Here is a 26,530-nt window from a genome sequence, read left to right on the forward strand (position 1 = left end):
GCCCATGAAAGTGCAGCCCGACACGCCGGGCGTCGACGACCCCGGTCAGGGGCGGCGACTGGGCATTGACGTGGGCACCGTGCGCATCGGGGTGGCGGTCTCCGACCGGGACGCCAGGATGGCCATGCCGGTGGAAACCGTCAAGCGCGTGACGGGCTTCAAGGATCGAGACGGGGCGGACATCGAGCGCCTCCTCCACCTGGTGGAGGAGTATGGGGCGGTCGAGGTGGTCGTCGGTCTGCCGCGCGACCTGCAGGGCAACGGCTCCGTCAGCGTGAAGCACGCCAAGGAGATCGCCTTCCGCATCCGCCGCCGCAGCGGCGTCGCCGTGCGGCTCGCCGACGAGAGGCTGACGACGGTCGTCGCCACTCAGGCCCTTCGTTCCGCCGGTGTCAGCGAAAAGGCTGGGCGCCGGGTCATCGACCAAGCCGCTGCGGTGGAGATCCTGCAGTCCTGGCTCGATGGCCGACACAACAACCTTAAGGAGATGTGAAAATCGTGAGCTCCGGACTCAACGGCCGGCGGAGGACCCGCTCCACCGCGGTACTCGTGGCGTCGATACTGCTCATCGTCGGCCTCGTCGCCTGGATCGCGGTGGCGCGCTCCAACGGCGTCGGGGGAGACTACCGGGGCGCGGGCAACGGCGAGGAGCAGGTCGTGGAGGTCAAGGAGGGCTCCAACGTCTCCCTGCTCGGCCCGGAGCTGGAGGAGCTCGGCGTGGTCAAGTCCAACGCGGCGTTCCAGTCCGCCGCGCTGCGCGACATCAACTCCAACAACATCCAGCCTGGCTTCTACCGGCTGCAGAAAGAGATGAGCGCCGACGCCGCCGTCGAGGCCCTGCTCGACCCGGCGAACAAGATCACCCCGCTGCAGGTCGTCGGCGGCGCCACGCTCATGGACGTCGCGGTCGTGGGGGGACAGACCCGGCTGGGCATCCTCTCGCTCATCCAGCAGGTTTCCTGCGGCGACACCCCGAGGCCCGGCTGCGTGACCGCGGAGGAGCTGCACAACGTTGCGGCGAACGCCGACCCGGCCCAGCTCGGTGTCCCGGCGTGGGCGCTCGAGACGGTCAACGCCCACGCGGGTGACCCGAAGCGGCTCGAGGGGCTGATCGCCCCCGGCGAGTACACCGTCGACCCCGGCGCGACGGCCGAGTCCATCCTCACTGACCTGATCACCCGCTCCGCGAAGGAGTATGAGTCCACCGACATCGTCGGCCGCGCCCAGGCGATCGGGCTGTCTCCCTACGAGCTGCTCACCTCGGCCTCGCTGGTCGAGCGCGAGGCGCCGGCGGGCGAGTTCGACAAGGTCGCCCGCGTCATCCTCAACCGCCTCAAGGAGCCGATGCGCCTCGAGTTCGACTCGACGGTCAACTACGGCCTGACCTCGGTCGAGGTGGCCACCACCGACGAGGACCGCAAGCGCCCGACCCCCTGGAACACCTACGCCAAGGACGGGCTGCCGGAGACCCCGATCGCCTCGCCCTCCATCGAGGCCATCGAGGCGATGGAGAACCCCGCGGAGGGCAACTGGCTGTTCTTCGTCACCGTGGACAAGGAGGGCACGACCGTGTTCAACGACACCTTCGAGCAGCACCTCGACGACGTCAGGCGGGCGCAGGAGTCCGGCGTCCTCGATTCCGGCCGATGAGCAGCGTCGCCGGCCGCGCCGCCGTCCTCGGCTCGCCCATCGCGCACTCGCTCTCGCCGGTGCTGCACAACGCCGGCTACCGGGCGGCGGGTCTTGAGGGCTGGGAGTACACCCGCATCGAGTGCACGGCTGAGCAGCTGCCTGGCGTGGTCGCCGGGGCGGGGGATGAGTTCCGCGGCTTTTCCGTCACCATGCCGGCGAAGTTCGCGGCCCTTGAGTTCGCGGGCGAATCGACGGAGCGAGCCCGGGCGATCGGCTCCGCGAACACCCTCGTGCGCACGGGCGCGGGGTGGCGCGCCGACAATACTGACTGCGAGGGGATCGCGGGCGCGCTCGACGAGCTGCTCGGCGGCGCCCCGGTTCGCAACGCCCTCGTCATCGGCGCCGGGGGAACGGCGCGCCCGGCGCTGTGGACGCTGGGGGCGTGGGGCGTCGAGAAGCTCTGCGTGCTCAACCGCAGCGACCGCTCCAACGAGGTGCGGCCCCTCGTTCGCGGGGCCGAGGTCGACTTCGTCGGCTTCGACGCCGACATCAAGCGCTTGGCGATGGAAGCCGAGGTGATCGTCTCCACCGTGCCCGCCGCCGCGCTGGCCCCGTACGCGGAGGAACTCGGCCACGCGCCGGTCGTCGACGTCATCTACGACCCCTGGCCGACGCCTTTGGCCACCGCGGCCGCCGCGAACGGGCACCGGACCGTGGGCGGGCTGGTCATGCTGGCCGCCCAGTCCTACTCGCAGTTCGAGCAGTTCACCGGGGTGCCCGCGCCGCGCGAGGAGATGCGCGCCGCGCTCTTCGCCCACGTCTCGGCTGGCGAGGCGTAGGGCCCGCGCCTAGACTCGCCCCCGTGCTGATCGGGGGGTTGGTCGCCGCTGCCGTGTGGAGCGCGGCGCTCGTTGCGTTCGACCTGCGCGAGCGCAGGCTGCCGGACGCGCTGACGCTGCCGGCGGGGGCGGCGGCGCTCGCGGCGTGCCTCGCGCTGCCCGCCGGCTGGTGGGGCCTGGCCTGGCCCGCGCTCTACCTGCTGCCCCGGGGCGGCATCGGGGGCGGAGACGTCAAGCTGGCGCTGCCGCTGGGGGTCGCGGTCGCAGCGCTGGCCGGGCCGGGGTGGGTGCTGGCGGCGGTCGCGGGCGCGAGTCTGCTCACCCTGGCCGCGGCGGCGCTGGCACGGGCCGACGGGGCGCCCCATGGCCCGTCGATGCTCGCCGCCGCCTGGTTGTGCGCACTAATGGGCTATAGCGGGGGGATCTTATGACACAATAAGCGCCATGCTTCGTTGGACTACAGCCGGGGAATCCCACGGCCAAGCGCTCGTCGCGCTCGTTGAGAACATGCCGGCCGGGGTGACGGTCACCGCGGAGGAGATCGGCCACCAGCTCGCCCGGCGCCGCCTGGGCTACGGCCGCGGCGCCCGCATGAAGTTCGAGGCCGACGAGCTCACGCTGCTCACCGGGATCCTGCACGGGCAGACACTGGGCAGCCCGATCGCGATCCAGATCGGCAACACGGAGTGGCCGAAGTGGACCACCATCATGTCGCCCGCCCCGCTCGATCTCGGGGACCCGGAGGTGGCCAAGGCGATGAGCTCCGGGCGTGGTGCCCGGCTCACGCGCCCCCGCCCGGGCCACGCCGACTTCGCGGGCATGGTGAAGTACGGCTTCGACGACGCCCGCAAGATCCTCGAGCGCTCCTCCGCGCGTGAGACGGCGGCCCGGGTGGCCGCCGGCGCCGTGGCGCGCTCCTTCCTGCGCGAGGCCCTCGGTGTCGAGGTCCTCTCCCACGTCGTGTCCATCGGGGAGTCCGCCCTCTACGACGGCCCGGCCCCGGCGTTTTCCGACATCGAGGCTATCGACGCCTCCCCTGTGCGCGCCTGGGAAAAGGCCTGCGAGGAGGACATGGTTGCGCAGATCGAGGCAGCGAAGAAGGACGGCGACACCCTGGGCGGTGTGGTGGAGGTTGTCGTCGACGGCCTCCCCATCGGCCTGGGCTCCCACATTTCCGGGGAGCACCGCCTCGACGCGCAGCTCGCGGCGGCCCTCATGGGCATCCAGTCCGTCAAGGGGGTGGAGGTCGGTGACGGTTTCGCCGAGGCGCGCCGCCGCGGTTCCGCTGCCCACGACGAGATGGTGCGCGACGAGGCCGGGGTGCGCCGCGTGACCAACCGGGCCGGTGGCCTGGAGGGTGGCATGACCAACGGCGAACAGCTGCGGGTCCGCGCGGCTCTGAAGCCGATCTCGACAGTCCCGCGCGCCCTGCGCACCGTCGACATGTCCACCGGCGCGGCGGCGACAGGCATCCACCAGCGTTCGGACGTGTGCGCGGTCCCCGCCGGCGGGGTCGTCGCGGAGGCGATGGTCGCGCTCGTTCTCGCCCGCGCGGTGCTGGAGAAGTTCGGCGGAGACAGCCTGGAGGAGGTTCGCCGCGCGGTTTCCTCGTACAATGAGTATGTTTCGGACCGCCTGGCCTTCGGAGGAGATCATGCTTGAGCGTCCCGCGCACGAGGATCCGCTCGACGAAGAGTGCGAGCTTGACGACGCCACCTCGGCCGTCGTCCATTCCCGCCCCCGCGTCGTCCTGGTCGGCCCGCCCGGCGCCGGGAAATCGACGATTGGGCGTCGGTTGGCGAGCTCCCTGAACTTGCCACTGGTCGACTCGGACAACCTCATCGAAGAGGGCGAGGGCAAGCCCTGCGGCGAGGTGTACTCCGAGCTCGGCGAGGAGGGCTTCCGAGAGCTGGAGGAAACCTACGTGGCGCGCTCCCTGGCGACGGGGGGCATTGTCAGTCTCGGCGGGGGAGCGGTGCTCAACGAGATGACGCGCGCGTTGCTGCAGCCGCACACCGTGGTGTGGATCGATGTCAGCCCCGAGGAGGGGGTGCGGCGCACCGCCGGGCAGACGACGCGCCCGGTGCTCGCGGCCGCCGACCCGGCGCAGCACTACCGCGACCTGCTCGCCGCCCGGGAGCCGTACTACCGCGAAGTGTCCGACTTCCGCGTCCGCACCGACGAGCGCCCGCCGCAGCGCGTTGTCGCGGAGGTCCTCGGGATCATCGAGTCTCTCTGAGCCGGCCCGGCTCACAACCACACAGCAAGGAGCGACAGCCATGGCAGTAGTCGAGGTCAACGGGCCCAGCCCTTACCAGGTCCACATCGGGTACAACGTGACCAGCGGGGTTGCGCAGCGCGTCAGCGAGATCGGGGCGCGCAAGGTGGCCATCATCCACCAGCGCCCGCTGGCCGCGGTGGCGCGCCACATCGCCCGGGAGGTGGAGGGGGCGAACCTCGAGGTGCTGCTTCTGCCCGTGCCGGACGCCGAGGCGGGCAAAAACGTCGAGGTGCTGGCGCAGCTGTGGGACGCGCTGGGCGAGGCCGGGTTCGGCCGTCAGGACGTCGTCGTCGGTCTCGGCGGGGGCGCGGCGACGGATCTCGCGGGCTTCGCCGCGGCGACGTGGATGCGCGGCATCCGCGTGATCCAGGTGCCGACGACGCTGCTCGCGATGGTCGACGCCGCCGTCGGCGGGAAGACGGGCATCAACACCGCCCTGGGCAAGAACCTCGTGGGCGCGTTCCACGAGCCGGACTCGGTCTTCGTGGACCTGGAGCGCCTGCACACGCTGCCGGAGGAGGAGACGGTGGCGGGCTCCGCGGAGCTGATCAAGACGGGTTTCATCGCGGACCCGCGCATCCTTGAGCTCTACCGCGAGGGCGCGGAGCGCAACTGGGAGGAGCTCGTGCGCCGTTCGGTGGCGGTGAAGGCGGGCGTCGTGGGCCAGGACCTGAAGGAGTCGGGGCTGCGCGAGATTCTCAACTACGGCCACACGCTCGGCCACGCGATCGAGCTGCGGGAGAACTACACCTGGCGCCACGGCGACGCCGTCGCGGTGGGGATGATGTTCGTCGCGCACCTCGCCCACAACCGCGGGCTTATCGACGCCACCCTGCTCGACCTCCACAGAGAGATCCTGGAGCTGGTGGGCCTGCCCACCAGCTACGAGGCGGGCGCTTTCGACGAGCTGTACGAGGCGATGACGCGGGACAAGAAGAACCGCGACGGGCGCATCCGCTTCGTCGTCCTGCGCGGGCTGGGCCAGTGCGCCCGCCTGGAGGACGCGACGGTGGAGGAAATGCGCGCCGCCTACGAGGCAATCTCGGAGGGGACTCCGGCGTGAAGGTCCTGGTGCTCAACGGGCCCAACCTGAACAGGCTGGGCAAGCGGCAGCCCGAGGTGTACGGGTCGACCACCCTCGCCGACGTGGTGGGCCGCATCGAGGCGCGCGCCGAGGCCCTCGGCGTCGAGGTGGAGTGCCGTCAGTCGAACCACGAGGGCGACCTCATCGACTGGTCCCACGAGGCAGCCGACAACAGCTGGGCGGTGGTGATTAACCCGGGCGGGTTCACCCACACCTCGGTCGCGCTGCGCGACGCGCTCGCCGAGGTCGCCGACGGGCCGGGGTTCGTGGAGGTGCATATCTCCAACGTGCACGCCCGCGAGGAGTTCCGCCACCACTCCTACCTCTCGCCGATCGCTCTCGGGGTGATCGCGGGGCTGGGCGTCGACGGCTACGAACTCGCTCTGCAATTTTTCGCAAGGAGGAACAATGGGAATGGCTGACACCCGCTTCGAGACGCGCCGGCGCAAACTCGCCAGCGAGCTGGCGGCGCAGCGCATCGACGACATGGTGGTGACCAACCTGGTCCACGTGCGCTACCTGTCCGGCTTCTCGGGCTCGAACGCGGCGCTGCTGGTGTCGAAGGACCGCACGGCGGCGATCGCCACCGACGGGCGCTACCTCACACAGGTCGCCCAGGAGGTCCCCGACATCGAGGCGAGGATCACCCGCGAGGTCGCCCCGGTCCTGCTCAGCGAGGTCGTGGAGGGCCACCGCGTCGGCTACGAGGCGGACTACGTCAGCGTCAACCAGCTCCGCGAGCTCGAGAAGGCCTGCCCGGAGGGGGTGTCCCTCGTGCCCGTCAGCGGGGTGATCGAGGGCATCCGCCTGGTCAAGGACCCGCTCGAGCTGACCAGGCTGAGCGAGGTCGCGGCGCTTGCCACCCGGGCGCTCGACGAGCTGGTCGAGGCGGGCGAGTTGCGCGCCGGCCGCACCGAGCGCGAGGTCGCGGCGGATTTGGAGTACCGCATGCGGTTGCTCGGCTCGGAGCACGTCAGCTTCGACACGATCGTCGCCTCCGGCCCGAACTCCGCCCTGCCGCACTACAGCGCCGGCGACCGCACCCTCACCGAGGGTGACCTGGTGACCATCGACTTCGGCGCCCACCGGTTGGGCTTCAACTCCGACATGACCCGCACCTTCGCCATCGGCGAGCCGCCGGCGCGGCTGCGCGAGATCTACGAGGTTGTGCTGGCCGCGCAGCTGGCCGGGGTGAAGGCGGCGGTGCCTGGGGCGGCGCTCGTGGACGTCGACAAGGCGTGCCGCGACATCATCGACGAGGCGGGCTACGGCGAGTACTTCGTCCACTCGACGGGCCACGGCATCGGCCTGGAGGTGCACGAGGCCCCCTCCGCGGCGCGAACCGGGCGGGGCGAGCTCGCCGAGGGCATGACGCTCACCATCGAGCCGGGGATCTACATCCCCGGCGAGGGTGGGGTGCGCATCGAGGACACGCTCATCATCACCTCGGGCGCCCCACGCGTTATCACAGAGTGGCCGAAAGAACTTATGATTCTGTGATGTAGGATTGTGCTGTTTGCATACGTTCGTCTCCCTGTAAGGAAGGTACCCAGTGGCAACTACCGCTGATTTCAAGAACGGCCTGGTGCTGAAGGTCGATGGCAAGCTTCAGCAGATCGTGGAGTTCCAGCACGTCAAGCCGGGCAAGGGCCCCGCGTTCGTGCGCACCAAGCTGAAGGACGTCGTCTCCGGCAAGACGGTGGACAAGACGTGGAACGCCGGCGTGAAGGTCGAGACCGCCACAGTGGACCGCCGCGACATGACCTACCTGTACAACGACGGCACCAACTACGTCGTCATGGACGACAAGACCTACGAGCAGTTCGAGCTGCCGGAGGAGAAATTCGGCGACGCCGCCCGCTTCCTGCTGGAGAACATGCGCGTCCAGGTGTCCTTCCACGACGGCGACGCCCTCTTCGCCGAGCTGCCCATCTCCGTCGACCTCAAGGTCTCCCACACCGAGCCGGGCCTGCAGGGCGACCGCTCCACCGGCGGCACCAAGCCAGCCACCCTGGAGACCGGCGCCGAGATCCAGGTTCCGCTGTTCCTCGAGACCGGCAACGTGGTCAAGGTGGACACCCGTACCGGCGAGTACCTCTCCCGCGTCAACAACTAATGCCTGACTACAAGCGACACGGCGCCCGCTACCGCGCCCGGCGCCGCGCGGTGGACATCCTCTTTGAGGCGGAGACGCGCGACATGGACCCCGTGGCCATCGTTGAGGACCGCACGGAGCTGTCCAAGGACCCGCAGAACGCGGTGGCTCCGGTGGCGGAGTACACGCGTCAGATCATCGCCGGCGCGGCCGAGCAGCTCGACGACATCGACGACGCGATCGAACGCTTCCTCTCCGAGAACTGGGAGATCGACCGCCTGCCGGCTGTCGACAGGCAGATCCTGCGGGTTGCCACGTGGGAGATCCTGTTCAACGACGAAGTCGAGCCGCCGATCGCGATCGCGAACGCGCTCGAGATGGCCACGGCGTACGCCGACAACTCGGCCCCGCCGTACATCCACGCGGTGCTCGACGACATCATCCAGTGGAGCTCCGCGGACGCACCCGCGACTGAGCCGTCCACTGAGCCGGAAGCAGCCCGCGAGCCGGATCCGGTGCTCGGGGAGATCGTCGCCGACTCCCCGGAGCTCTAACATGGACAGTGCCCACCTCAGCGTGGGCACTTTTTTCATGCCGCGCGAGCGCGGTGCCAACCCGAGACCTGCAAGGAGATGGACATGGCCAAGGTGACGGTGGAGGAGGCGAGGAAGTTGGCGGTGGGCCCGTCCTTCCAGATCGCCGACGTTGACCCGGCCTCGACGCCGGGGCTGCCGAGCGGGGACGCAGCCGCGCTGGACGAGGCGTTCTCCCATTACGACGCCAAGCTGGAGGAGCTTCAGGAGTGCCTCTACGCCAACGGGCGGGCCGGCGGGGGCGACACCGGTTCGGTGCTGCTGGTGCTGCAGGGGATGGACACGTCGGGCAAGGGTGGCATCATCAAGCACGCGATCGGCTCGGTCATGGACATCCAGGGCGTGCACGTCAAGGCGTTCGGGCGCCCGACCGAGGAGGAGGCGCAGCACGATTTCCTGTGGCGCGTCGAGTCGCACCTGCCCCAGCCGGGGCAGGTCTCGGTGTTCGACCGCTCCTACTACGAAGACGTCCTCGTGCAGCGGGTGAAGCAGATGGCGCCGCCGGAGGAGATCGAGCGGCGCTACGGCGCGATCGTGGACTTTGAAAAGCAGCTCGCCGCCCGCGGCACCGGCGTGGTCAAGGTGATGGCGCACATCTCGCGGGATTTCCAGAAGGAGAACCTGCGGGAGCGGATCGAGAACCCGTCGAAGCACTGGAAGTACGACCCGGGCGACATCGATGATCGCGCCCTGTGGTCGCAGTACATGGCGGCGTACCAGGTGGCGCTGACGAGGACGTCGACAAGCGATGCCCCGTGGTACTGCGTGCCCTCCGACAACAAGAAATACTGCCGGACGGTGGTCAAGACACTGCTTTACGACGCCCTCAGCTCGCTCGGGCTCACCTGGCCCGAGGCCGACTTCGACCCCACGGAGGAGCTGCGTCGCCTCGAGCGCTCCTAGCGGCGGGGGTGGGTCCGCGCCCGCGGAAGCCACTGCTCACGCCGTCTGTATCGGTTCAGAAGGCGCGCGTGCCGTTTGACGTGCGTAAACGAGGTGGGTCACTATCAGTGCGTGCTGAACATATCGAAAACCGTCACCGCCGTGGCCCTCGCTGCCACTGTTTCCCTCGCCGCCGCCTGCTCCTCGACGGGCGGCGCGCCGAGGAGCACCGAGGGCGGTGAGACCGCCGGGGGAGTGGACACCCCGCGCTACGTGGTGGCCATGGTCACCCACGGAGCCCCGGGCGACACCTACTGGGACCTCGTGCGCAAGGGCGCGGAGGAGGCGGCGAAGAAGGACAACATCGAGCTGCGCTACTCCTCCGACCCGCAGGCGCCCAATCAGGCGAACCTGGTCCGCTCCGCGGTCGACGCCGGGGTGGACGGCATCGCGGTGACCATGCCGAACGCCGAGGCGATCGGGCCGGCGGCGCAGAAAGCCGTCGACGCCGGCATCCCCACCGTCGGGCTGAACGCGGGGATGAAGGAGTACGCCAGCTACGGGATGAGCGGCTTCTTCGGGCAGGACGAGACAGTCGCCGGCACGTCGGCGGGCGAGCGCCTGAAGTCCGAGGGCAAGTCGAAGGTGCTGTGCGTCATCCACGAGCAGGGCAACTCCTCCCAGGAGGAGCGCTGCGCGGGCGTCGGCAAGGGCCTCGGCGGCGGCGTCGAGCTGCTCTACGTCAACGGCCAGGACCTGACCTCGGTGCAGGCGACCATCAAGTCGAAGCTCGCGCAGGACCCGAGCTTCGACACCGTCTTCGCGCTCCAGGCCCCCGTCGCGCTGCGAGCTGTGGAATCGGTCAAGCAGGCGGGCGCGGCGGCGCAGGTGGTCACGTTCGACACCAACGCCGAGCTTGTCGACGCCATCGCCGACGGCCGCGTCGCCTGGGCCGTCGACCAGCAGCCCTACCTGCAGGGCTACCTCGCCGTCGACTCCCTCTGGGTGGCCAAGCGCAACGGCGGCACCTTCGGCGGCGGCCAGCCGGTGTACACGGGCCCGAGCTTTGTGGACTCGTCGAACGTGGAGACCATCTCCGAGGCCGCAAAGGCGGGCCTGCGATGACCGTCTCTCCGCAGGACACCGCGCCCGAGGACAGGCTGCGCACCCACACGGGCTTGGCGAAGCTGATCCGCCGCCCGGAGCTGGCCAGCCTCCTCGGATTCGTCGCGATCTTCATCCTCTTCCTCACCGTTGCCCCCGCTTTCCGCTCCTTCGAGGCGATGGCGACGATCCTCTACGCCAGCTCGACGCTCGGAATCGTGGCGCTCGCGGTGGGGCTGCTGATGATCGGCGGCGAGTTCGACCTCTCCTCCGGCGTGGCCGTGACCACGGCGGCTCTGGCCGCCACGATGCTCAACTACAACCTGCACCTCAACTCCTGGGTGGGGGCGGCGCTCGCCCTGGTGGTCTCGCTGGCCATCGGCGCGCTCAACGGGGTGCTGGTCGCCCGCACGGGCATCGCCAGCTTCCTCATCACCCTGGCCGCCTTCCTCATGCTGCAGGGCCTCAACCTGGCGGTGACCAAACTCGTCACCGGGCAGGTGGCCACCCCGTCGATCTCCGACATGGAGGGTTTCAACTCCGCCCGGGCCTTCTTCGCCGGGTCCTTCCACGTCGGTGGTGTGAGCATAAGCGTGACGGTGTTGTGGTGGATCGCCTTCGTGGCGCTGGCCTCCTTCCTGCTGTTCCGCACGAAGTTCGGCAACTGGATCACCGCCGTGGGCGGCGACCAGGACGCAGCGCGCGCGGTGGGTGTGCCCGTGCGCGGGGTGAAAATTGCCCTGTTCATGCTCGTCGGCTTCGCCGCCTGGTTCGTCGGCATGCACACGCTGTTCGCCTTCGACTCCATCCAGGCCGGGCAGGGGGTGGGCAACGAGTTCCTCTACATCATCGCCGCCGTCATCGGCGGGTGCTCCATGACCGGCGGGCGCGGCACGGCAGTGGGCACCGCGATCGGCGCGCTGATCTTCGGCATGACCAACCAGGGCATCGTCTACGCGGGATGGAACCCCGACTGGTTCAAGTTCTTCCTCGGGGCGATGCTGCTCTTCGCGGTGTTCACCAACACGTCCTTCGCCAATTACACGAAGAATAGGTAGCCCATGCCGATCATCGAACTTCGCGACATCACCAAGTCCTACGGCAGCTTCGACGCCCTGCGCGGCGTCAACCTCAGCGTCCGCAGCGGCGAGGTCACCTGCGTCCTCGGCGACAACGGCGCGGGCAAGTCCACCCTCATCAAGATTCTCGCCGGCCTGCACACCCAGACCAGCGGAGACATGCTTATCGACGCCCAACCCGCCGCCTTCTCCTCACCGCGCGACGCTCTCGACGCGGGCATCGCCACCGTGTACCAGACGCTCGCCATCGTCGACGAGCTCAGCGTGTGGCGGAACTTCTTCCTCGGACAGGAACTCACCGGGACGCTCGGCACCCTCAAGGAGGCCGAGATGAAGCGCATCTGCGCCGAGCAGCTGCGCGAGATGGGCATCGAGATCCCCGACGTCAACGTGGAAGCCGGCAACCTCTCCGGCGGTCAGCGACAGGTCGTCGCCATCGCCCGCGCCGTTTACTTCGGGGCCCGCGTACTCGTGCTCGACGAGCCGACCGCCGCCCTCGGCGTGAAGCAGTCCGGGGTGGTGCTCAAGTTCATCGCCGCCGCCCGCGACCGCGGCATCGCCGTCGTCCTCGTCACCCACAATCCCCACCACGCCTACCTCGTCGGCGACCACTTCACCATCCTCAAACTGGGCCGCCCGGAACTCGACGCCCCGAGATCCGAAGTCACCCTCGACGAACTCACCCGCCAGATGGCGGGAGGCGGCGAGCTCGATGCGTTGAGCCACGAACTTCAACGGGACTGACGCGGTTCGTGATCGGGGTCCGCATTGCGGACTTTTCAGGGTGAGTGGCTGGCGGTCTGCGGACTCCGCATTGCGGACTTTCCCAGGTGAGTGAGAGGAAGTCTGCATCCTCTGCATTGCAGACTTTTCGCGATGTCCGGCTGGGCGTTCGAGGACTCCGCATTGCGGACTGTTCAGGGCGAAAGAGTGGCAGTCTGCGGACTCTCCAATGCGAACGTGCCAGGGTAACCGACTGGTTGCTCGCGATGTCTTGGAGTGGAAAGGAATATCTCGCGGAGTCCGCATTGCGGACTTTCCCGGGTGTAGAAGTGGCAGTCTGCAGACTCCGCCTTGCGGACCCTCGAGATGGGTGCACCGGTCTATTCGCCTCGCTCTTGCGGGCTGTCGGGTCGGGTCTTCTGGTTGTGCGGGACTCTGCATTCCAGACTTTTCGGAGCGATGACTGGACGCCTGCGGACTCCGCACTGGGGACTCATTTAGCGCCTACCGCCTCCACCGGCGCGATCTCGTGGCGTCGACAAGCGACGAGCCTGAGAGCAAAAGATGGGTAGACTTAATGGTGTCACCAGTCGCCGAGAGAGGTTGGAGGAAAACCATGAAGGCTGCTCGCTACTACGACCGTGAAGATATCCGCATCGAAGACATCGACCCCCAGGAGCTGAAGCCCGGGACCGCGCGCGTGAAGGTCGCGTGGTGCGGCATCTGCGGCACCGACCTGCACGAGTTCAAGGAGGGGCCGATCTTCATCCCTCCCCACGGCCACCCGCACCCGATCAGCGGCGAGGATGCCCCGGTCACCCTGGGCCACGAGATGTCGGGCGTCGTTGAGGAAGTCGGGGAGGGGGTTGACGACCTCCAGGTGGGCGACCACGTTGTCGTCGAGCCGTACCTCATCCGCGATGACGTGGACACATCGGAGGACAACCGCTTTTACCACCTGTCGCAGGACATGAATTTCATTGGCCTCGGCGGTGGTGGCGGCGGGCTGTCGGAGAACATCGTGGTCAAGCGCCGCTGGATCCACAAGATTCCGGACTCCATCCCGCTGGATCAGGCCGCGCTCATCGAGCCGCTCTCGGTCGGGTACCACGCCGTGGAGCGCGCGGGCTTCGCCTCGGAGGAGGCGGCGAAGGGCAAGATCGCCCTCGTCGGCGGAGCAGGCCCGATCGGGCTGCTCACCGCCGCGGTGCTCAAGGCGTTCGGCGCCACCGTGGTCATTTCCGAGCTGTCCCCGCTGCGCCGCGAGAAGGCGCTCGACTCGGGGGTCGCGGACTACGCCCTCAGCCCCGCCGAGGTAGACGTGGTCGAGGAGGTCCGCAAGCTTAGCGACGGCGCGGGTGCCGACGTCGCCTTCGAGTGCACCTCGGTCCAGGCGGTGCTCGACACGCTTCTCGACGCCGTCCGCCCGGGCGCCGTCATCGTGATCGTGTCCATCTGGTCCAAGCACGCCGACCTGGACATCCACAAGGTGGTGATGAAGGAGATCGACATGCGCGGCACGATCGCCTACGCCCACTCCCACCCGGCGACAATCCAGCTCGTCGCAGACGGGAAGGTCAACCTCGAGCCGTTCATCACCGGAAAGATCGGCCTCGACGGGCTCATCGACGAGGGCTTCGACACGCTGATTAACCGCAACGAGACCGCGGTGAAGATCCTGGTCTCGCCCTCCGGCGAGGGGCTGTAGCCCTTAGGAGTTGTCGGTGGCGCGCTGCTCGGCGATGGACTCGGAGAGGGCCTTCATGGCGTCCTGCCCGTGGACCACGCCGTCGACGGCGCGCTTGAGCGCGGCGGCGAGCTGGTCGTCGTTGAGGCCTGCCCCGACAGGCAGCTCCGCCTCCGTGCGAACGATGATGTTCTCCGCGCGGTTGACCACGATGGCCCGCGCGCCGAGCATCGTGGAGTTCAGCTGGTTCGCGCTGAGGTAGAGCGTGGCGTCGGGGGTATTGGAGGCGACGTCGGTCTCCGTGTCGGCGCGCACGATGAGCACCGAGTCCAGCAGGACAAAAAGAACGTTGAGGCCGTTGAGGTTGCAGCGGGCGACGCGGCCGGAGGGGTCGTCGGAAAGCTCGACCCCGTGGCTCGCCATCGCGGCGATGATGCGGTCGACGGTGACCTGCGTGGCGGTGCTAGTGCTCATTGTGGGGCTCCTCCCAGTTGACCAGGGTCGGGAACGTGACGGCCAGGTAGTCGAAGGCCTGCAGGGTCGCCTCGATGGAGCTGACCACGAAGGCGCCGAGCTGGTTGAACGAGGCGCCGCGGGAGACGTCCATCGTGCGGATCGCGCTGACGGCGAGGTGCTGGGGGCCCTTCTCGAAGAAACGCAGCGTGGGGGCGAAGTGCGTCTGGTTGTGCTCGTTGCAGGCGAAGAGCACCTGGGAGGCCATCTCGACGGGGAACTCTCCGCGCCACACGGCCTCGAAGACGAGGTCGGTGCCGTCGAGGGCGACAACGATCGCGGCGTTGACGAAGCCGGTGCGCAGGATGGCGCCCTCGACGCGGTACTCGAGATTCTCCTCGTCGAGGATCGCGGCCACCGCCGCGAGATCGACGGGGCCAGGCTCATTCAATGGCTCATTCAAGGGCTCGTTGGGCTTGTCGTGACTCACCCGTCCGACTCTACATGTCAGCGCAGGAGCGCCTCGAGCTCGCCGAGCACCGCGTTGACGTTCTTCTCCTGGCCGGACCCGGGGACGAACTCGCCGTCGCGCACCTCCTTGGCCAGGCTGAATGAGAGGTCGTTCTCGGTCGCGGGCATGGCGAACGCGCCGATGATCTGGCGCCACGCCCGCACCGAGTTGACCCCGCCGCCGTAGCCGTAGCCGGCAAAGGCCACGGGCTTGGCCTGCCACTCCTCGCCGAGGGTGTCAAAGGCATTCTTGAACGGGGCGGGCGCGGAGCGGTTGTACTCGGGGGTGACAAAGACAAAGCCGTCCAGGGAGTCGATCCAGCGGGCGATCGGCTCGCCGATGCGGCCTTCGCGGGTGGAGCCGAGGATGATTCCGATGCGCATGGGGGGTCCCTTCGGGTGCGTCCAGTGAAGCAACGTGCGTGTAGGTGACACGTTAACAACCTGCTCAACGCGGGAGCCCGCGGATCTCTTCCGCGCGTGTCAGGGCGGGGTGCTAATCTCGGATGCAGCCTCCCAGGCTGGGACGCACCAATCAGATTCGACATCCTTTAAATTCCGCACAGAGAGGCGGGGAAGGAGGTCCGATGAGTACAACGAACCGCTCGACGGTCGACCTACTGAACGCCGACGACGTCGCGCGCACCATTGCACGCATCGCCCACCAGATCATAGAAAAAACGGCGCTGGACTCCGAGGACGCGCCGCGCGTGATCCTCCTCGGCATCCCCTCCGGAGGGGTTCCCCTGGCGCAGCGCATCGCCGCCGCCATTTCCGAGTTCTCCGGCCGCGAGGTGCCCGTGGGCAGCCTCGACGTCACCCTCTACCGCGACGACCTGCGCGACAAGCCGCACCGTGCGCTTCTGCCCACGCGCATCCCCGAGGACATCGACGGCTCCGTGGTCATCCTCGTCGACGACGTCCTCTTCTCCGGCCGCACGATCCGCGCCGCGCTCGACTCGCTGCGCGACGTCGGCCGCCCCCGCGCCATCCAGCTCGCCGTGCTCGTCGATCGCGGCCACCGCGAGCTGCCCATCCGCGCCGACTACGTGGGCAAGAACATCCCCACGGCGAAGGGGGAGGACGTGGACGTCACCCTCACCCCGCTCGACGCGGCCGACGCCGTCACCCTGACCCGGGAGATCCCCTAAATGAAACACCTCATCGACATCAAGGACCTCTCCCGCGAGGAGATCGTCGGCATCATGGACGAGGCCGACCGCTTCCGCGAGGCGCTCGAGGGCCGCGAGATCAAGAAGCTCCCGACGCTGCGCGGGCGCACCATCTTCACCCTCTTCTACGAAAACTCCACCCGCACCCGCGCCTCCTTCGAGACGGCCGGCAAGTGGATGAGCGCGGACGTGATCAACATCTCCGCCTCGTCGTCCTCGGTGAAGAAGGGCGAGTCCCTCAAGGACACGGCCTCGACCCTCGCCGCGATCGGCGCCGACGCCGTGATCATGCGCCACCCGGCCTCGGGCGCGGCGCAGCTGCTCACCACCTGGCTTCCCGAGACCTCCATCATCAACGCGGGCGACGGCCAGCACCAGCACCCGACGCAGGCGCTTCTCGACGCCGTCACCATGCGCCAGAAGGTCGGCGACGTCGCGGGACGCACGGTGCTCATCGTCGGAGACATCCTGCACTCCCGCGTCGCCCGCTCCAACGTCGACCTGCTCTCCGCCCTCGGCGCGGAGGTGGTCCTCGTGGCCCCGCCGACGCTTCTGCCCCAGGGCGTGGAGCACTGGCCGGCGCGCGTTACCGCCGACTTCGACGCCGAGCTCGCCGCGGCCGACGTGGTGATGATGCTGCGCGTCCAGGCCGAGCGCATGAACGGCGGGTTCTTCCCCTCGCACCGCGAGTACGCCACGCTGTTCGGCCTGAGCCGCGAACGCGCCGACCGTCTCAAGGACGGCGCCGTGATCATGCACCCGGGCCCGATGCTGCGCGGCATGGAAATCAACTTCAACGTGGCCGACCGGGACAACACCGCCGTACTCCAGCAGGTCTCCAACGGCGTGTACACCCGCATGGCCGTCCTGTTCACCCTTCTGGCGGGAGAGGAAAGCTAAATGGCAACCACCCTGATCACCAACGTCCGCCCCTACGGCGAGGACACCGCGGACATTCTCGTTCGCGACGGCGTCATCGCCGCAATCGGCGCTGACCTCAACCGCGAGGGGGTCGACGAGGTCATTGACGGCCGCGGCAACGTCGCGCTGCCCGGCCTCGTGGACATGCACGTCCACCTCCGCGAGCCCGGCCGCGAGGACACCGAGACCATCGCCACCGGCTCCGACGCAGCCGCCCGCGGCGGCTTCACCGCCGTGTTCACCATGGCCAACACCAGCCCGGTTATCGACCAGCCCTTCCTCGCCGACGCGGTGTGGGAGAAGGGTCAGGCCTACGGCGCCTGCGACGTCTACCCGGTCGGCTCCATCACCCAGGACCTCAAGGGGGAGCAGCTCACCGAGATCGGCCTGATGAGCCGCTCGCACGTGCGCATGTTCTCCGACGACGGCAAGTGCGTCAACGACCCGCAGATCATGCGCCGCGCCATCGAGTACGCGAAGGCCTACGATGTCCTGCTCGCGCAGCACGCCGAGGACCACCGCATGACCGAGGGAGCCTGCGCCCACGAGGGCGAGACCGCGGCGCGGCTCGGCCTGCGCGGCTGGCCGCGTGTCGCGGAGGAGTCCATCGTCGCCCGCGACGTCATCATGACGCGCGACTACGGCGGGCGCCTGCACATCTGCCACGCCTCCACCAATGGCACCGTCGACCTGCTGCGCTGGGCGAAGGAGCAGGGCATCACGGTCACCGCCGAGGTGACCCCGCACCACCTGGTACTCACCGACGCCAAGCTGGAGACCTACGACGGCAACTTCCGCGTCAACCCGCCGCTGCGCGAGAAAACGGACACGGAGGCGCTGCGCGACGCGCTTCTCGACGGCACCATCGACGTCGTGGCCACCGACCACGCCCCCCACGGCTCCGAGGACAAGTGCGTCGAGTTCGAGCACGCCAAGCCCGGCATGCTGGGCCTGGAGACCTCGCTCGCCGTCGTCCACCAGGTGTTCGTCGAGCCCGGCCTCGCCGACTGGCGCTTCGTCGCCCGGGTGATGAGCGAGCGCCCCGCCGAGATCCTCAAGCTGGCCGAGCATGGCCGACCCATCGCCGAGGGCGAACCCGCCAACCTGGCGCTGATCAACCCGGACGCGCCGTGGACCGCCGTCGGCGAGGACATGGCCTCGAAGGCCTCCAACACCCCCTACGAGGGGATGGACTTCTCGGCCCGCGTCGAGCTCACCATGCTGCGCGGCCGGATCACCCACCGTATCGAGAACTAACCCAAAGGACTGACACCACATGAGCAACCAGAAAATCCCCGCCGTCCTCGTTCTCGGTGACGGCAAGGTCTTCCCCGGCTACTCCTTCGGCTCCGCCGCCGAGGTCTACGGCGAGGCGGTGTTCACCACCGCCATGACCGGCTACCAGGAGACCATGACCGACCCCTCCTACCACCGCCAGATCGTGGTGATGACCGCCCCGCAGATCGGCAACACCGGCTGGAACGACGAGGATAACGAGTCCCACGACTCCAACATCTGGGTCGCCGGCCTGGTCATCCGCGACCTGGCCAAGCGCGTCTCCAACTGGCGCGCCGAGCGCTCCCTCGAAGACGAGATGAAGGCCCAGGACGTCACGGGCATCTACGGCGTGGACACCCGCAGCGTCGTGCGCCACCTGCGCAACTACGGCTCCATCGCCGCGGGCATCTTCACGGGGGAGGCGGCGCGCGAGGACGTCGACAAGCTCGTGGCAAAGGTCAACGAGCAGCCCGCGATGACGGGCGCGGACCTGGCCGGCGAGGTCTCCACCGACGAGCCTTACACGATCGCCGCCGAGGGGGAGAAGAAGTACACCGTCGTCGCCTACGACATGGGCATCAAGTCGGCGACCCCCGGCCACTTTGCCAAGCGCGGCATCGAGACCGTCGTCGTGCCGGCCAACACCCCCTACGCCGAGATCGCGCGCTACAACCCGGACGGCGTGTTCATCTCCAACGGCCCGGGCGACCCCGCCACCGCGGACGAGATGGTGGCCGTGACCCGCGAGGTCATCGAGAACAAGGTGCCGCTGTTCGGCATCTGCTTCGGCAACCAGATCCTCGGCCGCGCGCTCGGCATGGAGACCTACAAGCTCACGTTCGGCCACCGCGGCGTCAACGTGCCCGTGAAGAACCACCTCACCGGGAAGATCGACATCACCAGCCAGAACCACGGCTTCGCACTGAAGGGCACGGCAGGGGAGAGCTTCGACACCGACTTCGGCCCCGCCGTGGTCACCCACACCTGCCTCAACGACGACGTGGTCGAGGGCGTCGCCCTGGAAAGCGGGATGGCCTACTCCGTGCAGTACCACCCCGAGTCCGCCGCCGGCCCCCACGACGCCAACCCGCTGTTCGACCAGTTCATTGACCTGATGGACAACCACAGCCCGAACAAGAACTAACCAGGAGAGGAAACGCACACACCATGAAGCGAGAAGACATCAACCACGTCCTGGTTATCGGCTCCGGCCCGATTGTCATCGGCCAGGCCTGCGAGTTCGACTACTCCGGCACCCAGGCGTGCCGCGTGCTCAAGGAGGAGGGCCTGCGCGTCACCCTCATCAACTCGAACCCGGCCACCATCATGACCGACCCCGAGTTCGCCGACCACACCTACGTCGAGCCGATCGAGCCCGCCTACATCGACGCGATCCTCGCCCGCGAGGCGGAGCAGGGCCACCCCGTCGACGCCATCCTGGCCACCCTCGGCGGGCAGACCGCGCTCAACGCGGCCATCCAGCTCGACCGCCAGGGCATCCTGGACAAGCACGGGGTGGAGCTCATCGGCGCGAACATCGACGCAATCGAGCGCGGCGAGGACCGTCAGAAGTTCAAGGACATCGTGGCGAAGATCGGCGGCGAGTCCGCGCGCTCCCGCGTCTGCCACACGATGGATGAGGTCCACGACACCGTCGCCGAGCTCGGCCTGCCCGTCGTCGTGCGCCCCTCCTTCACCATGGGCGGGCTCGGCTCCGGCCTGGCCTTCACCATGGAGGACCTCGACCGCATCGCGGGCGGCGGCCTGGAGGCCTCGCCCGAGGCGAACGTCCTCATCGAAGAGTCTATCCTCGGCTGGAAGGAGTTCGAGCTCGAGCTCATGCGCGACGGTGACGACAACGTCGTGGTCATCGCCTCGATCGAGAACGTCGACGCGCTCGGCGTGCACACCGGCGACTCCGTGACCGTCGCCCCCGCGCTCACCCTGACCGACCGCGAGTTCCAGACCATGCGCGACCAGGGCATTGCGATCATCCGCGAGGTCGGCGTGGACACCGGCGGCTGCAACATCCAGTTCGCCGTCAACCCGGTCGACGGGCGCATCATCACCATCGAGATGAACCCGCGCGTGTCGCGCTCCTCCGCGCTGGCGTCGAAGGCGACGGGCTTCCCGATTGCCAAGATCGCCTCCAAGCTCGCCATCGGCTACACCCTCGACGAGATCACCAACGACATCACCGGGGTGACCCCGGCGGCCTTCGAGCCGACGCTGGACTACGTGATCGTGAAGATGCCGCGCTTCGCCTTCGAGAAGTTCCCCGGCTCGGACGAGACCCTGGGCACCTCCATGAAGGCCGTCGGCGAGGCCATGGGTATCGGCCGCAACTACATCCAGGGCCTGAACAAGGTCATGCGCTCGATGGAGGACAAGCCCAACGGCTTCTGGACCCGCCCGGACGAGTACTTCGCCGGCGAGCGCGCCACGGACGTCGCCGCCGTGCTCGAGGACCTGAAGACGCCGACCGACAAGCGCATGTACGACGTCGAGCTGGCGCTGCGCCTCGGCGCGACGATCGAGCAGGTCTACGAGGCCTCCGGCATCGACCCCTGGTTCCTCGCCGAGCTCGCCGCGCTCATCGAGTTCCGTGGCACGCTTGTCGACGCCCCCGTCCTCGACGCCGATCTCCTGCGCGAGGCCAAGGCCTACGGGCTTTCCGACGCCCAGATCGCCGCGCTGCGCCCCGAGCTCGCCGGCGAGGACGGCGTGCGCGCCCTGCGCTGGTCCCTCGGCGTGCACCCCGTGTTCAAGACGGTGGACACCTGCGCCGGCGAGTTCGAGGCCCAGACCCCGTACCACTACTCGGCCTACGAGCTCGACCCGAACGCGGAGTCCGAGATCGCCGAGACCGGCAGGGAGAAGGTCATCATCCTCGGCTCCGGCCCGAACCGCATCGGCCAGGGCATCGAGTTCGACTACTCTTGCGTGCACGCCGCGCTCGAGCTCTCCCGCGTCGGCTACGAGACGGTGATGGTCAACTGCAACCCCGAGACCGTCTCCACCGACTACGACACCGCGGATCGCCTCTACTTCGAGCCGCTCACCTTCGAGGACGTCATGGAGGTCTACCGCGCGGAGTCCGCCTCCGGCACGGTCGCGGGCGTGATCGTCCAACTCGGCGGGCAGACCCCGCTGGGCCTGGCGCAGAAGCTCGCCGACGCGGGCGTGCCCGTCGTGGGCACCAGCCCCGAAGCGATCGACCTGGCCGAAGACCGCGGCGAGTTCGGCAAGGTGCTTGCCGACGCCAACCTGCCCGCCCCCGCCTACGGCACCGCCACCTCCTTCCCGGAGGCGCGGGAAGTCGCCGAGCGCATCGGCTACCCCGTGCTCGTGCGCCCCTCCTACGTGCTGGGCGGCCGCGGCATGGAGATCGTCTACGACGAGGCCAGCCTGGAGGACTACATCAACCGGGCGACCGAGCTCAGCCCCGACCACCCGGTGCTGGTGGACCGCTTCCTCGACTCCGCCATCGAGATCGACGTCGACGTGCTCTGCGACGGCGAGTCCGTCTACCTCGGCGGCGTGATGGAGCACATCGAGGAGGCCGGCATCCACTCGGGCGACTCCGCCTGCGCGTTGCCGCCGATGACCATCGGCCCGGAGGACATCGCCACCGTGCGGCGCAGCGCCGAGGCGCTGGCCCACGGCATCGGCGTGAAGGGCCTGATGAACGTCCAGTTCGCCCTCAAGGACGACATCCTCTACGTCATCGAGGCCAACCCGCGCGCCTCGCGTACCGTGCCTTTCGTGTCCAAGGCCACCGGCGTTCACCTGGCCAAGGCCGCCTCCCGGATCATGATGGGCGCCACCATCGCCGAGCTGAAGGCGGAGGGCATGCTCCCCGCCGACTACGACGGCGGCTCCCTGCCGCTGGAGCACCCGATCGCGGTGAAGGAGGCGGTGCTGCCGTTCACCCGCTTCCGCACCCCGGAGGGCCGCGTGCTCGACACCATCCTCGGCCCCGAGATGAAGTCCACGGGCGAGGTCATGGGCCTGGCCGACTCCTTCGGCGAGGCCTACGCCAAGGCTGAGGCCGCCGCGTTCGGCGAGCTGCCGTCGGAGGGCACGGTGTTCGTCTCCGTGGCCAACCGCGACAAGCGCTCCCTGATCCTGCCCATCCAGCGCCTCTACACCATGGGCTTTACCATCCTCGCCACCGCCGGCACGGCCTCCATGCTGCGCCGCAACGGCATCGAATGCGAGGTCGCGCTCAAGGCCTCCGAGGTGCGCGAGGGCGCCGAGGGAACCTCGATCGTGGACAGGATCACCAACGGCGAGATCGACCTCATCCTCAACACCCCGGCCGGGTCCTCCGGTGCGCGCCACGACGGCTACGAGATCCGCGCCGCCGCCACCGCCGCCGGCGTGCCGCAGGTGACCACGGTGCAGGGCGTCGTCGCCGCGGTGCAGGGCATCGAGGGCGTGCGCGACAACGACATCTCGGTGCTCAGCCTGCAGGAGATCGACCACACGGCGGGCGGGCGCTAAATGGGCTTCGGAGAACGCCTCGTCGCGGCGGGGGAGAAGCACGGCCGGCTCTGCGTGGGCATCGACCCGCACGCCGGGCTGCTAGAGACGTGGGGCCTGGGCGATTCCGTGGAGGGCCTGCGCGCGTTCAGCGAGATCTGCGTCGAGGCCTTCGCCGGACACGTCGCGCTGGTCAAGCCCCAGGTGGCCTTCTTTGAGCGCTTCGGTTCCGCCGGTTTCGCGGTGCTCGAAGAGACCCTCGCCGCCCTGCGCGAGGCGGGCACGCTCACCGTCGCCGACGCGAAGCGCGGAGACATCGGTTCCACGATGGAGGGCTACGCCCGGGCCTGGCTGGGCGCGGGGTCCCCGCTCGAGGCCGACGCCGTCACGCTGACGCCTTTCCTGGGCGTCGGCTCGCTCGAGCCAGCCATCCGGCTGGCTGGTGAGAACGGCAAGGGCGTGTTTGTCATGGCGGCGAACTCCAACCCGGAGGCCGAGGCGTTCCAGGCCCAGCGGGTCGACGGGGTGAGCATCGCCCAGCAGATGGTGGACGCCTGCGCCGCGTACAACGACGGCGGGGGCGTCGGCGACGTGGGCGTCGTCGTCGGGGCCACGGTCGCCGACCCGCCGGAGCTCGGCGGGCTCAACGCGCCCGTGCTCATGCCGGGCGTGGGCGCCCAGGGGGCGACCTTCGAGGACGTCGTCCGCATCGCCGGGCGGCGGGCGCGGCTGGTGTTCCCGAACGTTTCGCGGGGCGTACTATCCGCGGGGCCGGACGTCGATAAGCTGCGAAAATGCGCCGTTGACATGGGAAAACGCGCTTAGTGCGGGGCGCATTAGTCGGCGCGGAAAAACCCTGGTAGTTTAGGTGCGTCAACGCGATGACGTGGTAAAACGTGTCACAACACGGCCCTCGGCTATCGTGCTACAAACGACCCAGTGATACACTTGGCCGGAACCAGCGAGTTGCACCGGTGGGATTCGCACTGCGCGGGACCTGCTGCGGCTGGCTGATCCGGTTGGGAAACTGGCCAAAGATTTTTACTACTACACAATGGAGGAAACGTGGCCCTTCCACAGTTGACCGATGAGCAGCGCAAGGAAGCCCTCGCCAAGGCGGCCGAGGCGCGCAAGCAGCGCGCGGAACTGAAGGCGTCCCTGAAGCGTGGCGACACCACCCTCAAGGACGTGCTCGGCAAGGCTGAGTCGGACGAGATCATCGGCAAGACCAAGGTCTCCGCTCTCCTCGAGGCGATGCCGAAGGTGGGCAAGGTCAAGGCCCGCGAGATCATGGAGGAGCTGGAGATCGCCCAGACCCGCCGCCTGCGGGGCCTCGGCGAGCGTCAGCGTCGCGCCCTGCTGGAGCGTTTCGGCTACTCCGAGGACTAGGCCCGTGTCGGACGTGACGCCGCGGGGGAGGCTGGTCGTTCTGGCCGGTCCCTCCGCCGTGGGCAAATCGACAGTCGTCCACCGTCTGCGCACCGACGTCCCCGACCTCTACTTCTCCGTCTCCATGACCACGCGTCAGCCGCGCCCCGGCGAGGTCGACGGGAAGGACTACTTCTTCGTCACCGCCGAGGACTTCCGGCGCTGCATTGACGCGGGGGAGATGCTCGAATGGGCCGACATTCACGGCGGCCTCCAGCGCTCCGGCACCCCGGCGGGTCCCGTGCGCGAGGCCCTAGCGGCCGGCCGCCCGGTGCTGGTCGAGGTTGACCTGGTGGGAGCTAGGAACATCAAGCGGCTCATGCCGGAGGCCTCCACGGTTTTCCTCGCCCCGCCGTCGTGGGAGGTGCTCGTGGAGCGCCTCACCGGCCGGGGGACCGAGCCCGAGGACGTGATCCGGCGCAGGCTGGAAACGGCCCGCGGCGAGCTCGAGGCCCAGGGCGAGTTCGACGATGTGGTGGTCAATGACGACGTCGAGACGGCTGTCGCCGCGATAGCGGATATACTTCTGAGCACACAACCCGAGAATTAGTAGGTGCAAGTGAGCAACGTAACCAACGACCTGTCGACGAGCCAGGCTCCCGAGGAAATGGTCTACGACACCCCCGAGGGCATCACCGCTCCGCCGATCGACGAGCTGCTGACCAAGGTGTCCTCCAAGTACGCCCTGGTGATCTTCGCCGCGAAGCGCGCGCGCCAGATCAACAGCTTCTACCAGGAGCAAGACGAGGGCGTCTTCGAGTTCATCGGCCCCCTTGTCACTCCCGAGGTCGGCGAGAAGCCGCTGTCGATCGCCCTGCGCGAGATCCAGGCCGGGCTCCTCGAGCACGAGGAAGGCCAGTAAGCCGCTTCACGACGCCACACCGGGCGCGCCCCCACACCCTGGGCGGCGCGCCTTCGTCGTTTCCGCGGTGCGTAGACTGGGCGGACATGAGCAACCCGAGAAACGTCGTCGTCGGCGTCGCCGGCGGGATCGCCGCCTACAAGGCCTGCCACCTCGTCCGTGACTTCAAGGAGGCGGGGGACAACGTCCGCGTCGTCCCCACGGCCAACGCGCTGAACTTCGTCGGCGCCGCGACCTTCGAGGCGCTGTCCGGGCAGCCGGTGGACACCGGGGTGTTCACCCGGGTCGACGAGGTGCAGCACGTGCGCATCGGCCAGGAGGCGGACCTCATCGTCATCGCCCCGGCGACGGCGGATCTCATCGCCCGGATCGCCGCCGGGCGCGCGGACGACCTTCTCACCTCCACCATCCTCGTGTCCACCTGCCCGGTGGTGGTTGCCCCGGCGATGCACACAGAGATGTGGCTCAACCCGGCCACGCAGGCGAACGTGCGCACGCTGCGCGAGCGGGGCGTGACGGTGCTGGAGCCCGCGCACGGCAGGCTGACCGGCGCGGACACCGGGCCGGGGCGGCTCATGGAGCCCGCCGCGATCGCGGCGATGGCGCGCACCGTCGCCGAGCACGGCCCGCTCCCGCGCACCCTGGAGGGGCTGCGGGTGCTCATCAGCGCGGGCGGCACGCAGGAGAACATCGACCCGGTGCGCTACGTGGGCAACCGCTCCTCCGGCAGGCAGGGCTTCGCCCTGGCGGACATCGCCGCCCACCGCGGTGCCACGGTCACCGTGGTGGCGGGGGCGACCGACGAGCTCGACACCCCGGCGGGCGCCGAGGTCGTGAGGGTGCGCTCGACGCGGCAGCTGCAGGAGGAGATGACCGCGCGGGCGGGGGAGGCGGACGTCATCATCATGGCCGCAGCGGTGTCCGACTACCGGCCCGAGACGGAGGCCACCTCCAAGCTGAAGAAGGGCGAAGCGGACGACGCCCTGTCCACCCTGCGGCTGGTGGAGAACCCGGACGTGCTGCGGGGGCTCGTCGACAAGCGCGAGGCGGGGGAGACTCGGGCCGTGATCGTCGGCTTCGCGGCAGAGACCGACAACCCCCTCGAGTACGGTAAGGCGAAGCTGGCGCGCAAGGCCGCGGACCTGCTCATGGTCAACTCCGTGGCCGGCGGGCGGGTGTTCGGGGAGGCCCGCAACAGCGGCTGGCTGGTGGCGCGGGACGGCTCGGTGGCGGAGATCGCCGACGGGTCGAAGCACGTCGTGGCGGCGGAGATCTGGGACGCCATCGAGAAGTGGACCTCTTAGGTTGGCAAATTAGACCGCTTGGTCTATATTGGTCAGAGTTGGCCTTCCACCGCGATGACGCTGAGCCCGGCGCCCGGACACGGTAAGGCGCGTTACCCCAGAAGACTGCGAGGAAGGA

Annotated in this window: 29 protein-coding genes; 26 read left to right on the forward strand and 3 right to left on the reverse strand. The window is 68.7% G+C overall.

What is annotated here, in order from left to right:
• Positions 1 to 4: 4 nt before the first annotated feature.
• From ruvX to DYZ02_RS00710, 16 genes are all read left to right on the forward strand, one after another.
• Positions 5 to 493, forward strand: coding sequence for a Holliday junction resolvase RuvX (gene ruvX / locus DYZ02_RS00635; protein ID WP_115684534.1), 489 nt, complete (start codon positions 5 to 7; stop codon positions 491 to 493).
• A gap of 5 nt (positions 494 to 498) precedes the next feature.
• Positions 499 to 1,650: an endolytic transglycosylase MltG gene (mltG, locus tag DYZ02_RS00640; protein WP_115686302.1), complete on the forward strand. Its 1,152-nt coding sequence runs from the start codon at positions 499 to 501 to the stop codon at positions 1,648 to 1,650.
• Complete coding sequence (locus DYZ02_RS00645; protein ID WP_115684535.1) at positions 1,647 to 2,471, forward strand: shikimate dehydrogenase; 825 nt, start codon at positions 1,647 to 1,649, stop codon at positions 2,469 to 2,471. The genes mltG and DYZ02_RS00645 overlap by 4 nt, the downstream gene beginning before the upstream one ends.
• 23 nt (positions 2,472 to 2,494) lie before the next feature.
• Positions 2,495 to 2,902 (forward strand): prepilin peptidase, encoded by a 408-nt coding sequence (locus DYZ02_RS00650; protein WP_115684536.1) that lies wholly within the window; start codon positions 2,495 to 2,497, stop codon positions 2,900 to 2,902.
• 13 nt (positions 2,903 to 2,915) lie between these two features.
• A complete protein-coding gene (gene aroC / locus DYZ02_RS00655) occupies positions 2,916 to 4,133 on the forward strand; it encodes a chorismate synthase (protein ID WP_115684537.1) in 1,218 nt (405 codons plus the stop codon).
• Positions 4,126 to 4,710, forward strand: a complete 585-nt coding sequence (locus tag DYZ02_RS00660; protein WP_115684538.1) for a shikimate kinase — start codon at positions 4,126 to 4,128, stop codon at positions 4,708 to 4,710. The genes aroC and DYZ02_RS00660 overlap by 8 nt, the downstream gene beginning before the upstream one ends.
• 40 nt (positions 4,711 to 4,750) lie before the next feature.
• Positions 4,751 to 5,815, forward strand: coding sequence for a 3-dehydroquinate synthase (gene aroB / locus DYZ02_RS00665; RefSeq protein WP_115684539.1), 1,065 nt, complete (start codon positions 4,751 to 4,753; stop codon positions 5,813 to 5,815).
• The gene (gene aroQ, locus DYZ02_RS00670; protein WP_115684540.1) at positions 5,812 to 6,258 is read left to right on the forward strand and encodes a type II 3-dehydroquinate dehydratase; all 447 of its coding nucleotides are present in this window, start codon (positions 5,812 to 5,814) and stop codon (positions 6,256 to 6,258) included. Before aroB ends, aroQ begins: the two co-directional genes overlap by 4 nt.
• Positions 6,245 to 7,336, forward strand: a complete 1,092-nt coding sequence (locus DYZ02_RS00675; protein WP_115684541.1) for a M24 family metallopeptidase — start codon at positions 6,245 to 6,247, stop codon at positions 7,334 to 7,336. The genes aroQ and DYZ02_RS00675 overlap by 14 nt, the downstream gene beginning before the upstream one ends.
• 52 nt (positions 7,337 to 7,388) lie before the next feature.
• Positions 7,389 to 7,952 carry an elongation factor P gene (gene efp, locus DYZ02_RS00680; protein WP_115684542.1) on the forward strand — a complete coding sequence of 188 codons (564 nt, stop codon included), beginning with the start codon at positions 7,389 to 7,391 and terminating at the stop codon, positions 7,950 to 7,952.
• Positions 7,952 to 8,485 carry a transcription antitermination factor NusB gene (nusB, locus tag DYZ02_RS00685; RefSeq protein ID WP_115684543.1) on the forward strand — a complete coding sequence of 178 codons (534 nt, stop codon included), beginning with the start codon at positions 7,952 to 7,954 and terminating at the stop codon, positions 8,483 to 8,485. Before efp ends, nusB begins: the two co-directional genes overlap by 1 nt.
• 84 nt (positions 8,486 to 8,569) lie before the next feature.
• Complete coding sequence (locus DYZ02_RS00690; RefSeq protein ID WP_115684544.1) at positions 8,570 to 9,427, forward strand: PPK2 family polyphosphate kinase; 858 nt, start codon at positions 8,570 to 8,572, stop codon at positions 9,425 to 9,427.
• Positions 9,428 to 9,538: 111 nt separating this feature from the next.
• Positions 9,539 to 10,531 (forward strand): substrate-binding domain-containing protein, encoded by a 993-nt coding sequence (locus tag DYZ02_RS00695; protein WP_115684545.1) that lies wholly within the window; start codon positions 9,539 to 9,541, stop codon positions 10,529 to 10,531.
• Positions 10,528 to 11,568, forward strand: a complete 1,041-nt coding sequence (locus tag DYZ02_RS00700) for an ABC transporter permease (protein WP_115684546.1) — start codon at positions 10,528 to 10,530, stop codon at positions 11,566 to 11,568. The genes DYZ02_RS00695 and DYZ02_RS00700 overlap by 4 nt, the downstream gene beginning before the upstream one ends.
• Positions 11,569 to 11,571: 3 nt before the next feature.
• Positions 11,572 to 12,333 (forward strand): ATP-binding cassette domain-containing protein, encoded by a 762-nt coding sequence (locus DYZ02_RS00705; RefSeq protein WP_115684547.1) that lies wholly within the window; start codon positions 11,572 to 11,574, stop codon positions 12,331 to 12,333.
• A 595-nt stretch (positions 12,334 to 12,928) separates the two neighbouring features.
• Positions 12,929 to 14,020: a 2,3-butanediol dehydrogenase gene (locus tag DYZ02_RS00710; protein ID WP_115684548.1), complete on the forward strand. Its 1,092-nt coding sequence runs from the start codon at positions 12,929 to 12,931 to the stop codon at positions 14,018 to 14,020.
• Positions 14,021 to 14,023: 3 nt separating this feature from the next.
• Here the strand turns inward: DYZ02_RS00710 and DYZ02_RS00715 are convergent, their stop codons facing one another.
• Genes DYZ02_RS00715 through DYZ02_RS00725 form a run of 3 tightly spaced genes read right to left on the reverse strand, consistent with a single transcriptional unit; the run spans position 14,024 to position 15,346 of the window.
• Entirely contained in the window at positions 14,024 to 14,473 is a 450-nt protein-coding gene (locus DYZ02_RS00715; protein WP_115684549.1) for a YbjN domain-containing protein, read from the reverse strand.
• Positions 14,463 to 14,942 carry a type III secretion system chaperone family protein gene (locus DYZ02_RS00720; protein WP_342767212.1) on the reverse strand — a complete coding sequence of 160 codons (480 nt, stop codon included), beginning with the start codon at positions 14,940 to 14,942 and terminating at the stop codon, positions 14,463 to 14,465. The genes DYZ02_RS00715 and DYZ02_RS00720 overlap by 11 nt, the downstream gene beginning before the upstream one ends.
• A gap of 17 nt (positions 14,943 to 14,959) precedes the next feature.
• The gene (locus tag DYZ02_RS00725) at positions 14,960 to 15,346 is read right to left on the reverse strand and encodes an NADPH-dependent FMN reductase (RefSeq protein ID WP_115684551.1); all 387 of its coding nucleotides are present in this window, start codon (positions 15,344 to 15,346) and stop codon (positions 14,960 to 14,962) included.
• A gap of 203 nt (positions 15,347 to 15,549) precedes the next feature.
• Here DYZ02_RS00725 and pyrR point away from each other — a divergent pair, with 203 nt between their 5' ends.
• The 10 genes from pyrR to coaBC all read left to right on the forward strand — a co-directional run bounded on the left by pyrR (position 15,550) and on the right by coaBC (position 26,412).
• Entirely contained in the window at positions 15,550 to 16,113 is a 564-nt protein-coding gene (pyrR, locus tag DYZ02_RS00730) for a bifunctional pyr operon transcriptional regulator/uracil phosphoribosyltransferase PyrR (protein ID WP_115684552.1), read from the forward strand.
• The gene (locus DYZ02_RS00735; protein WP_115684553.1) at positions 16,114 to 17,034 is read left to right on the forward strand and encodes an aspartate carbamoyltransferase catalytic subunit; all 921 of its coding nucleotides are present in this window, start codon (positions 16,114 to 16,116) and stop codon (positions 17,032 to 17,034) included.
• The gene (locus tag DYZ02_RS00740; protein WP_115684554.1) at positions 17,035 to 18,312 is read left to right on the forward strand and encodes a dihydroorotase; all 1,278 of its coding nucleotides are present in this window, start codon (positions 17,035 to 17,037) and stop codon (positions 18,310 to 18,312) included.
• Positions 18,313 to 18,331: 19 nt separating this feature from the next.
• Positions 18,332 to 19,477 carry a glutamine-hydrolyzing carbamoyl-phosphate synthase small subunit gene (carA, locus tag DYZ02_RS00745; RefSeq protein WP_115684555.1) on the forward strand — a complete coding sequence of 382 codons (1,146 nt, stop codon included), beginning with the start codon at positions 18,332 to 18,334 and terminating at the stop codon, positions 19,475 to 19,477.
• 23 nt (positions 19,478 to 19,500) lie between these two features.
• On the forward strand, positions 19,501 to 22,839 hold the full coding sequence (carB, locus tag DYZ02_RS00750; RefSeq protein WP_115684556.1) for a carbamoyl-phosphate synthase large subunit: 3,339 nt from the start codon (positions 19,501 to 19,503) through the stop codon (positions 22,837 to 22,839).
• Complete coding sequence (gene pyrF / locus DYZ02_RS00755; RefSeq protein WP_115684557.1) at positions 22,840 to 23,643, forward strand: orotidine-5'-phosphate decarboxylase; 804 nt, start codon at positions 22,840 to 22,842, stop codon at positions 23,641 to 23,643.
• Between the two features lie 240 nt (positions 23,644 to 23,883).
• Positions 23,884 to 24,207, forward strand: a complete 324-nt coding sequence (mihF, locus tag DYZ02_RS00760; protein ID WP_115684558.1) for an integration host factor, actinobacterial type — start codon at positions 23,884 to 23,886, stop codon at positions 24,205 to 24,207.
• 4 nt (positions 24,208 to 24,211) lie between these two features.
• On the forward strand, positions 24,212 to 24,796 hold the full coding sequence (gmk, locus tag DYZ02_RS00765; protein WP_115684559.1) for a guanylate kinase: 585 nt from the start codon (positions 24,212 to 24,214) through the stop codon (positions 24,794 to 24,796).
• A 9-nt stretch (positions 24,797 to 24,805) separates the two neighbouring features.
• Positions 24,806 to 25,108, forward strand: coding sequence for a DNA-directed RNA polymerase subunit omega (rpoZ, locus tag DYZ02_RS00770; protein ID WP_115684560.1), 303 nt, complete (start codon positions 24,806 to 24,808; stop codon positions 25,106 to 25,108).
• An 86-nt stretch (positions 25,109 to 25,194) separates the two neighbouring features.
• Positions 25,195 to 26,412 carry a bifunctional phosphopantothenoylcysteine decarboxylase/phosphopantothenate--cysteine ligase CoaBC gene (coaBC, locus tag DYZ02_RS00775; RefSeq protein ID WP_115684561.1) on the forward strand — a complete coding sequence of 406 codons (1,218 nt, stop codon included), beginning with the start codon at positions 25,195 to 25,197 and terminating at the stop codon, positions 26,410 to 26,412.
• The last annotated feature ends 118 nt before the right edge of the window (positions 26,413 to 26,530 follow it).

The organism is Corynebacterium senegalense (assembly GCF_900411315.1).
Lineage (GTDB): Bacteria > Actinomycetota > Actinomycetes > Mycobacteriales > Mycobacteriaceae > Corynebacterium > Corynebacterium senegalense.

Coding starts and splice junctions, on each gene's coding strand:
- DYZ02_RS00660 (WP_115684538.1), top strand. CDS start 4,126: ATGCTTGAGCGTCCCGCGCACGAGGATCCGCTCGACGAAGAGTGCGAG.
- DYZ02_RS00715 (WP_115684549.1), bottom strand. CDS start 14,473: ATGAGCACTAGCACCGCCACGCAGGTCACCGTCGACCGCATCATCGCC.
- DYZ02_RS00710 (WP_115684548.1), top strand. CDS start 12,929: ATGAAGGCTGCTCGCTACTACGACCGTGAAGATATCCGCATCGAAGAC.
- DYZ02_RS00740 (WP_115684554.1), top strand. CDS start 17,035: ATGGCAACCACCCTGATCACCAACGTCCGCCCCTACGGCGAGGACACC.
- DYZ02_RS00690 (WP_115684544.1), top strand. CDS start 8,570: ATGGCCAAGGTGACGGTGGAGGAGGCGAGGAAGTTGGCGGTGGGCCCG.
- DYZ02_RS00675 (WP_115684541.1), top strand. CDS start 6,245: ATGGGAATGGCTGACACCCGCTTCGAGACGCGCCGGCGCAAACTCGCC.
- DYZ02_RS00725 (WP_115684551.1), bottom strand. CDS start 15,346: ATGCGCATCGGAATCATCCTCGGCTCCACCCGCGAAGGCCGCATCGGC.
- DYZ02_RS00705 (WP_115684547.1), top strand. CDS start 11,572: ATGCCGATCATCGAACTTCGCGACATCACCAAGTCCTACGGCAGCTTC.
- nusB (WP_115684543.1), top strand. CDS start 7,952: ATGCCTGACTACAAGCGACACGGCGCCCGCTACCGCGCCCGGCGCCGC.
- pyrF (WP_115684557.1), top strand. CDS start 22,840: ATGGGCTTCGGAGAACGCCTCGTCGCGGCGGGGGAGAAGCACGGCCGG.
- ruvX (WP_115684534.1), top strand. CDS start 5: ATGAAAGTGCAGCCCGACACGCCGGGCGTCGACGACCCCGGTCAGGGG.
- aroC (WP_115684537.1), top strand. CDS start 2,916: ATGCTTCGTTGGACTACAGCCGGGGAATCCCACGGCCAAGCGCTCGTC.
- DYZ02_RS00700 (WP_115684546.1), top strand. CDS start 10,528: ATGACCGTCTCTCCGCAGGACACCGCGCCCGAGGACAGGCTGCGCACC.
- pyrR (WP_115684552.1), top strand. CDS start 15,550: ATGAGTACAACGAACCGCTCGACGGTCGACCTACTGAACGCCGACGAC.
- coaBC (WP_115684561.1), top strand. CDS start 25,195: ATGAGCAACCCGAGAAACGTCGTCGTCGGCGTCGCCGGCGGGATCGCC.
- carB (WP_115684556.1), top strand. CDS start 19,501: ATGAAGCGAGAAGACATCAACCACGTCCTGGTTATCGGCTCCGGCCCG.
- DYZ02_RS00645 (WP_115684535.1), top strand. CDS start 1,647: ATGAGCAGCGTCGCCGGCCGCGCCGCCGTCCTCGGCTCGCCCATCGCG.
- aroB (WP_115684539.1), top strand. CDS start 4,751: ATGGCAGTAGTCGAGGTCAACGGGCCCAGCCCTTACCAGGTCCACATC.
- DYZ02_RS00735 (WP_115684553.1), top strand. CDS start 16,114: ATGAAACACCTCATCGACATCAAGGACCTCTCCCGCGAGGAGATCGTC.
- carA (WP_115684555.1), top strand. CDS start 18,332: ATGAGCAACCAGAAAATCCCCGCCGTCCTCGTTCTCGGTGACGGCAAG.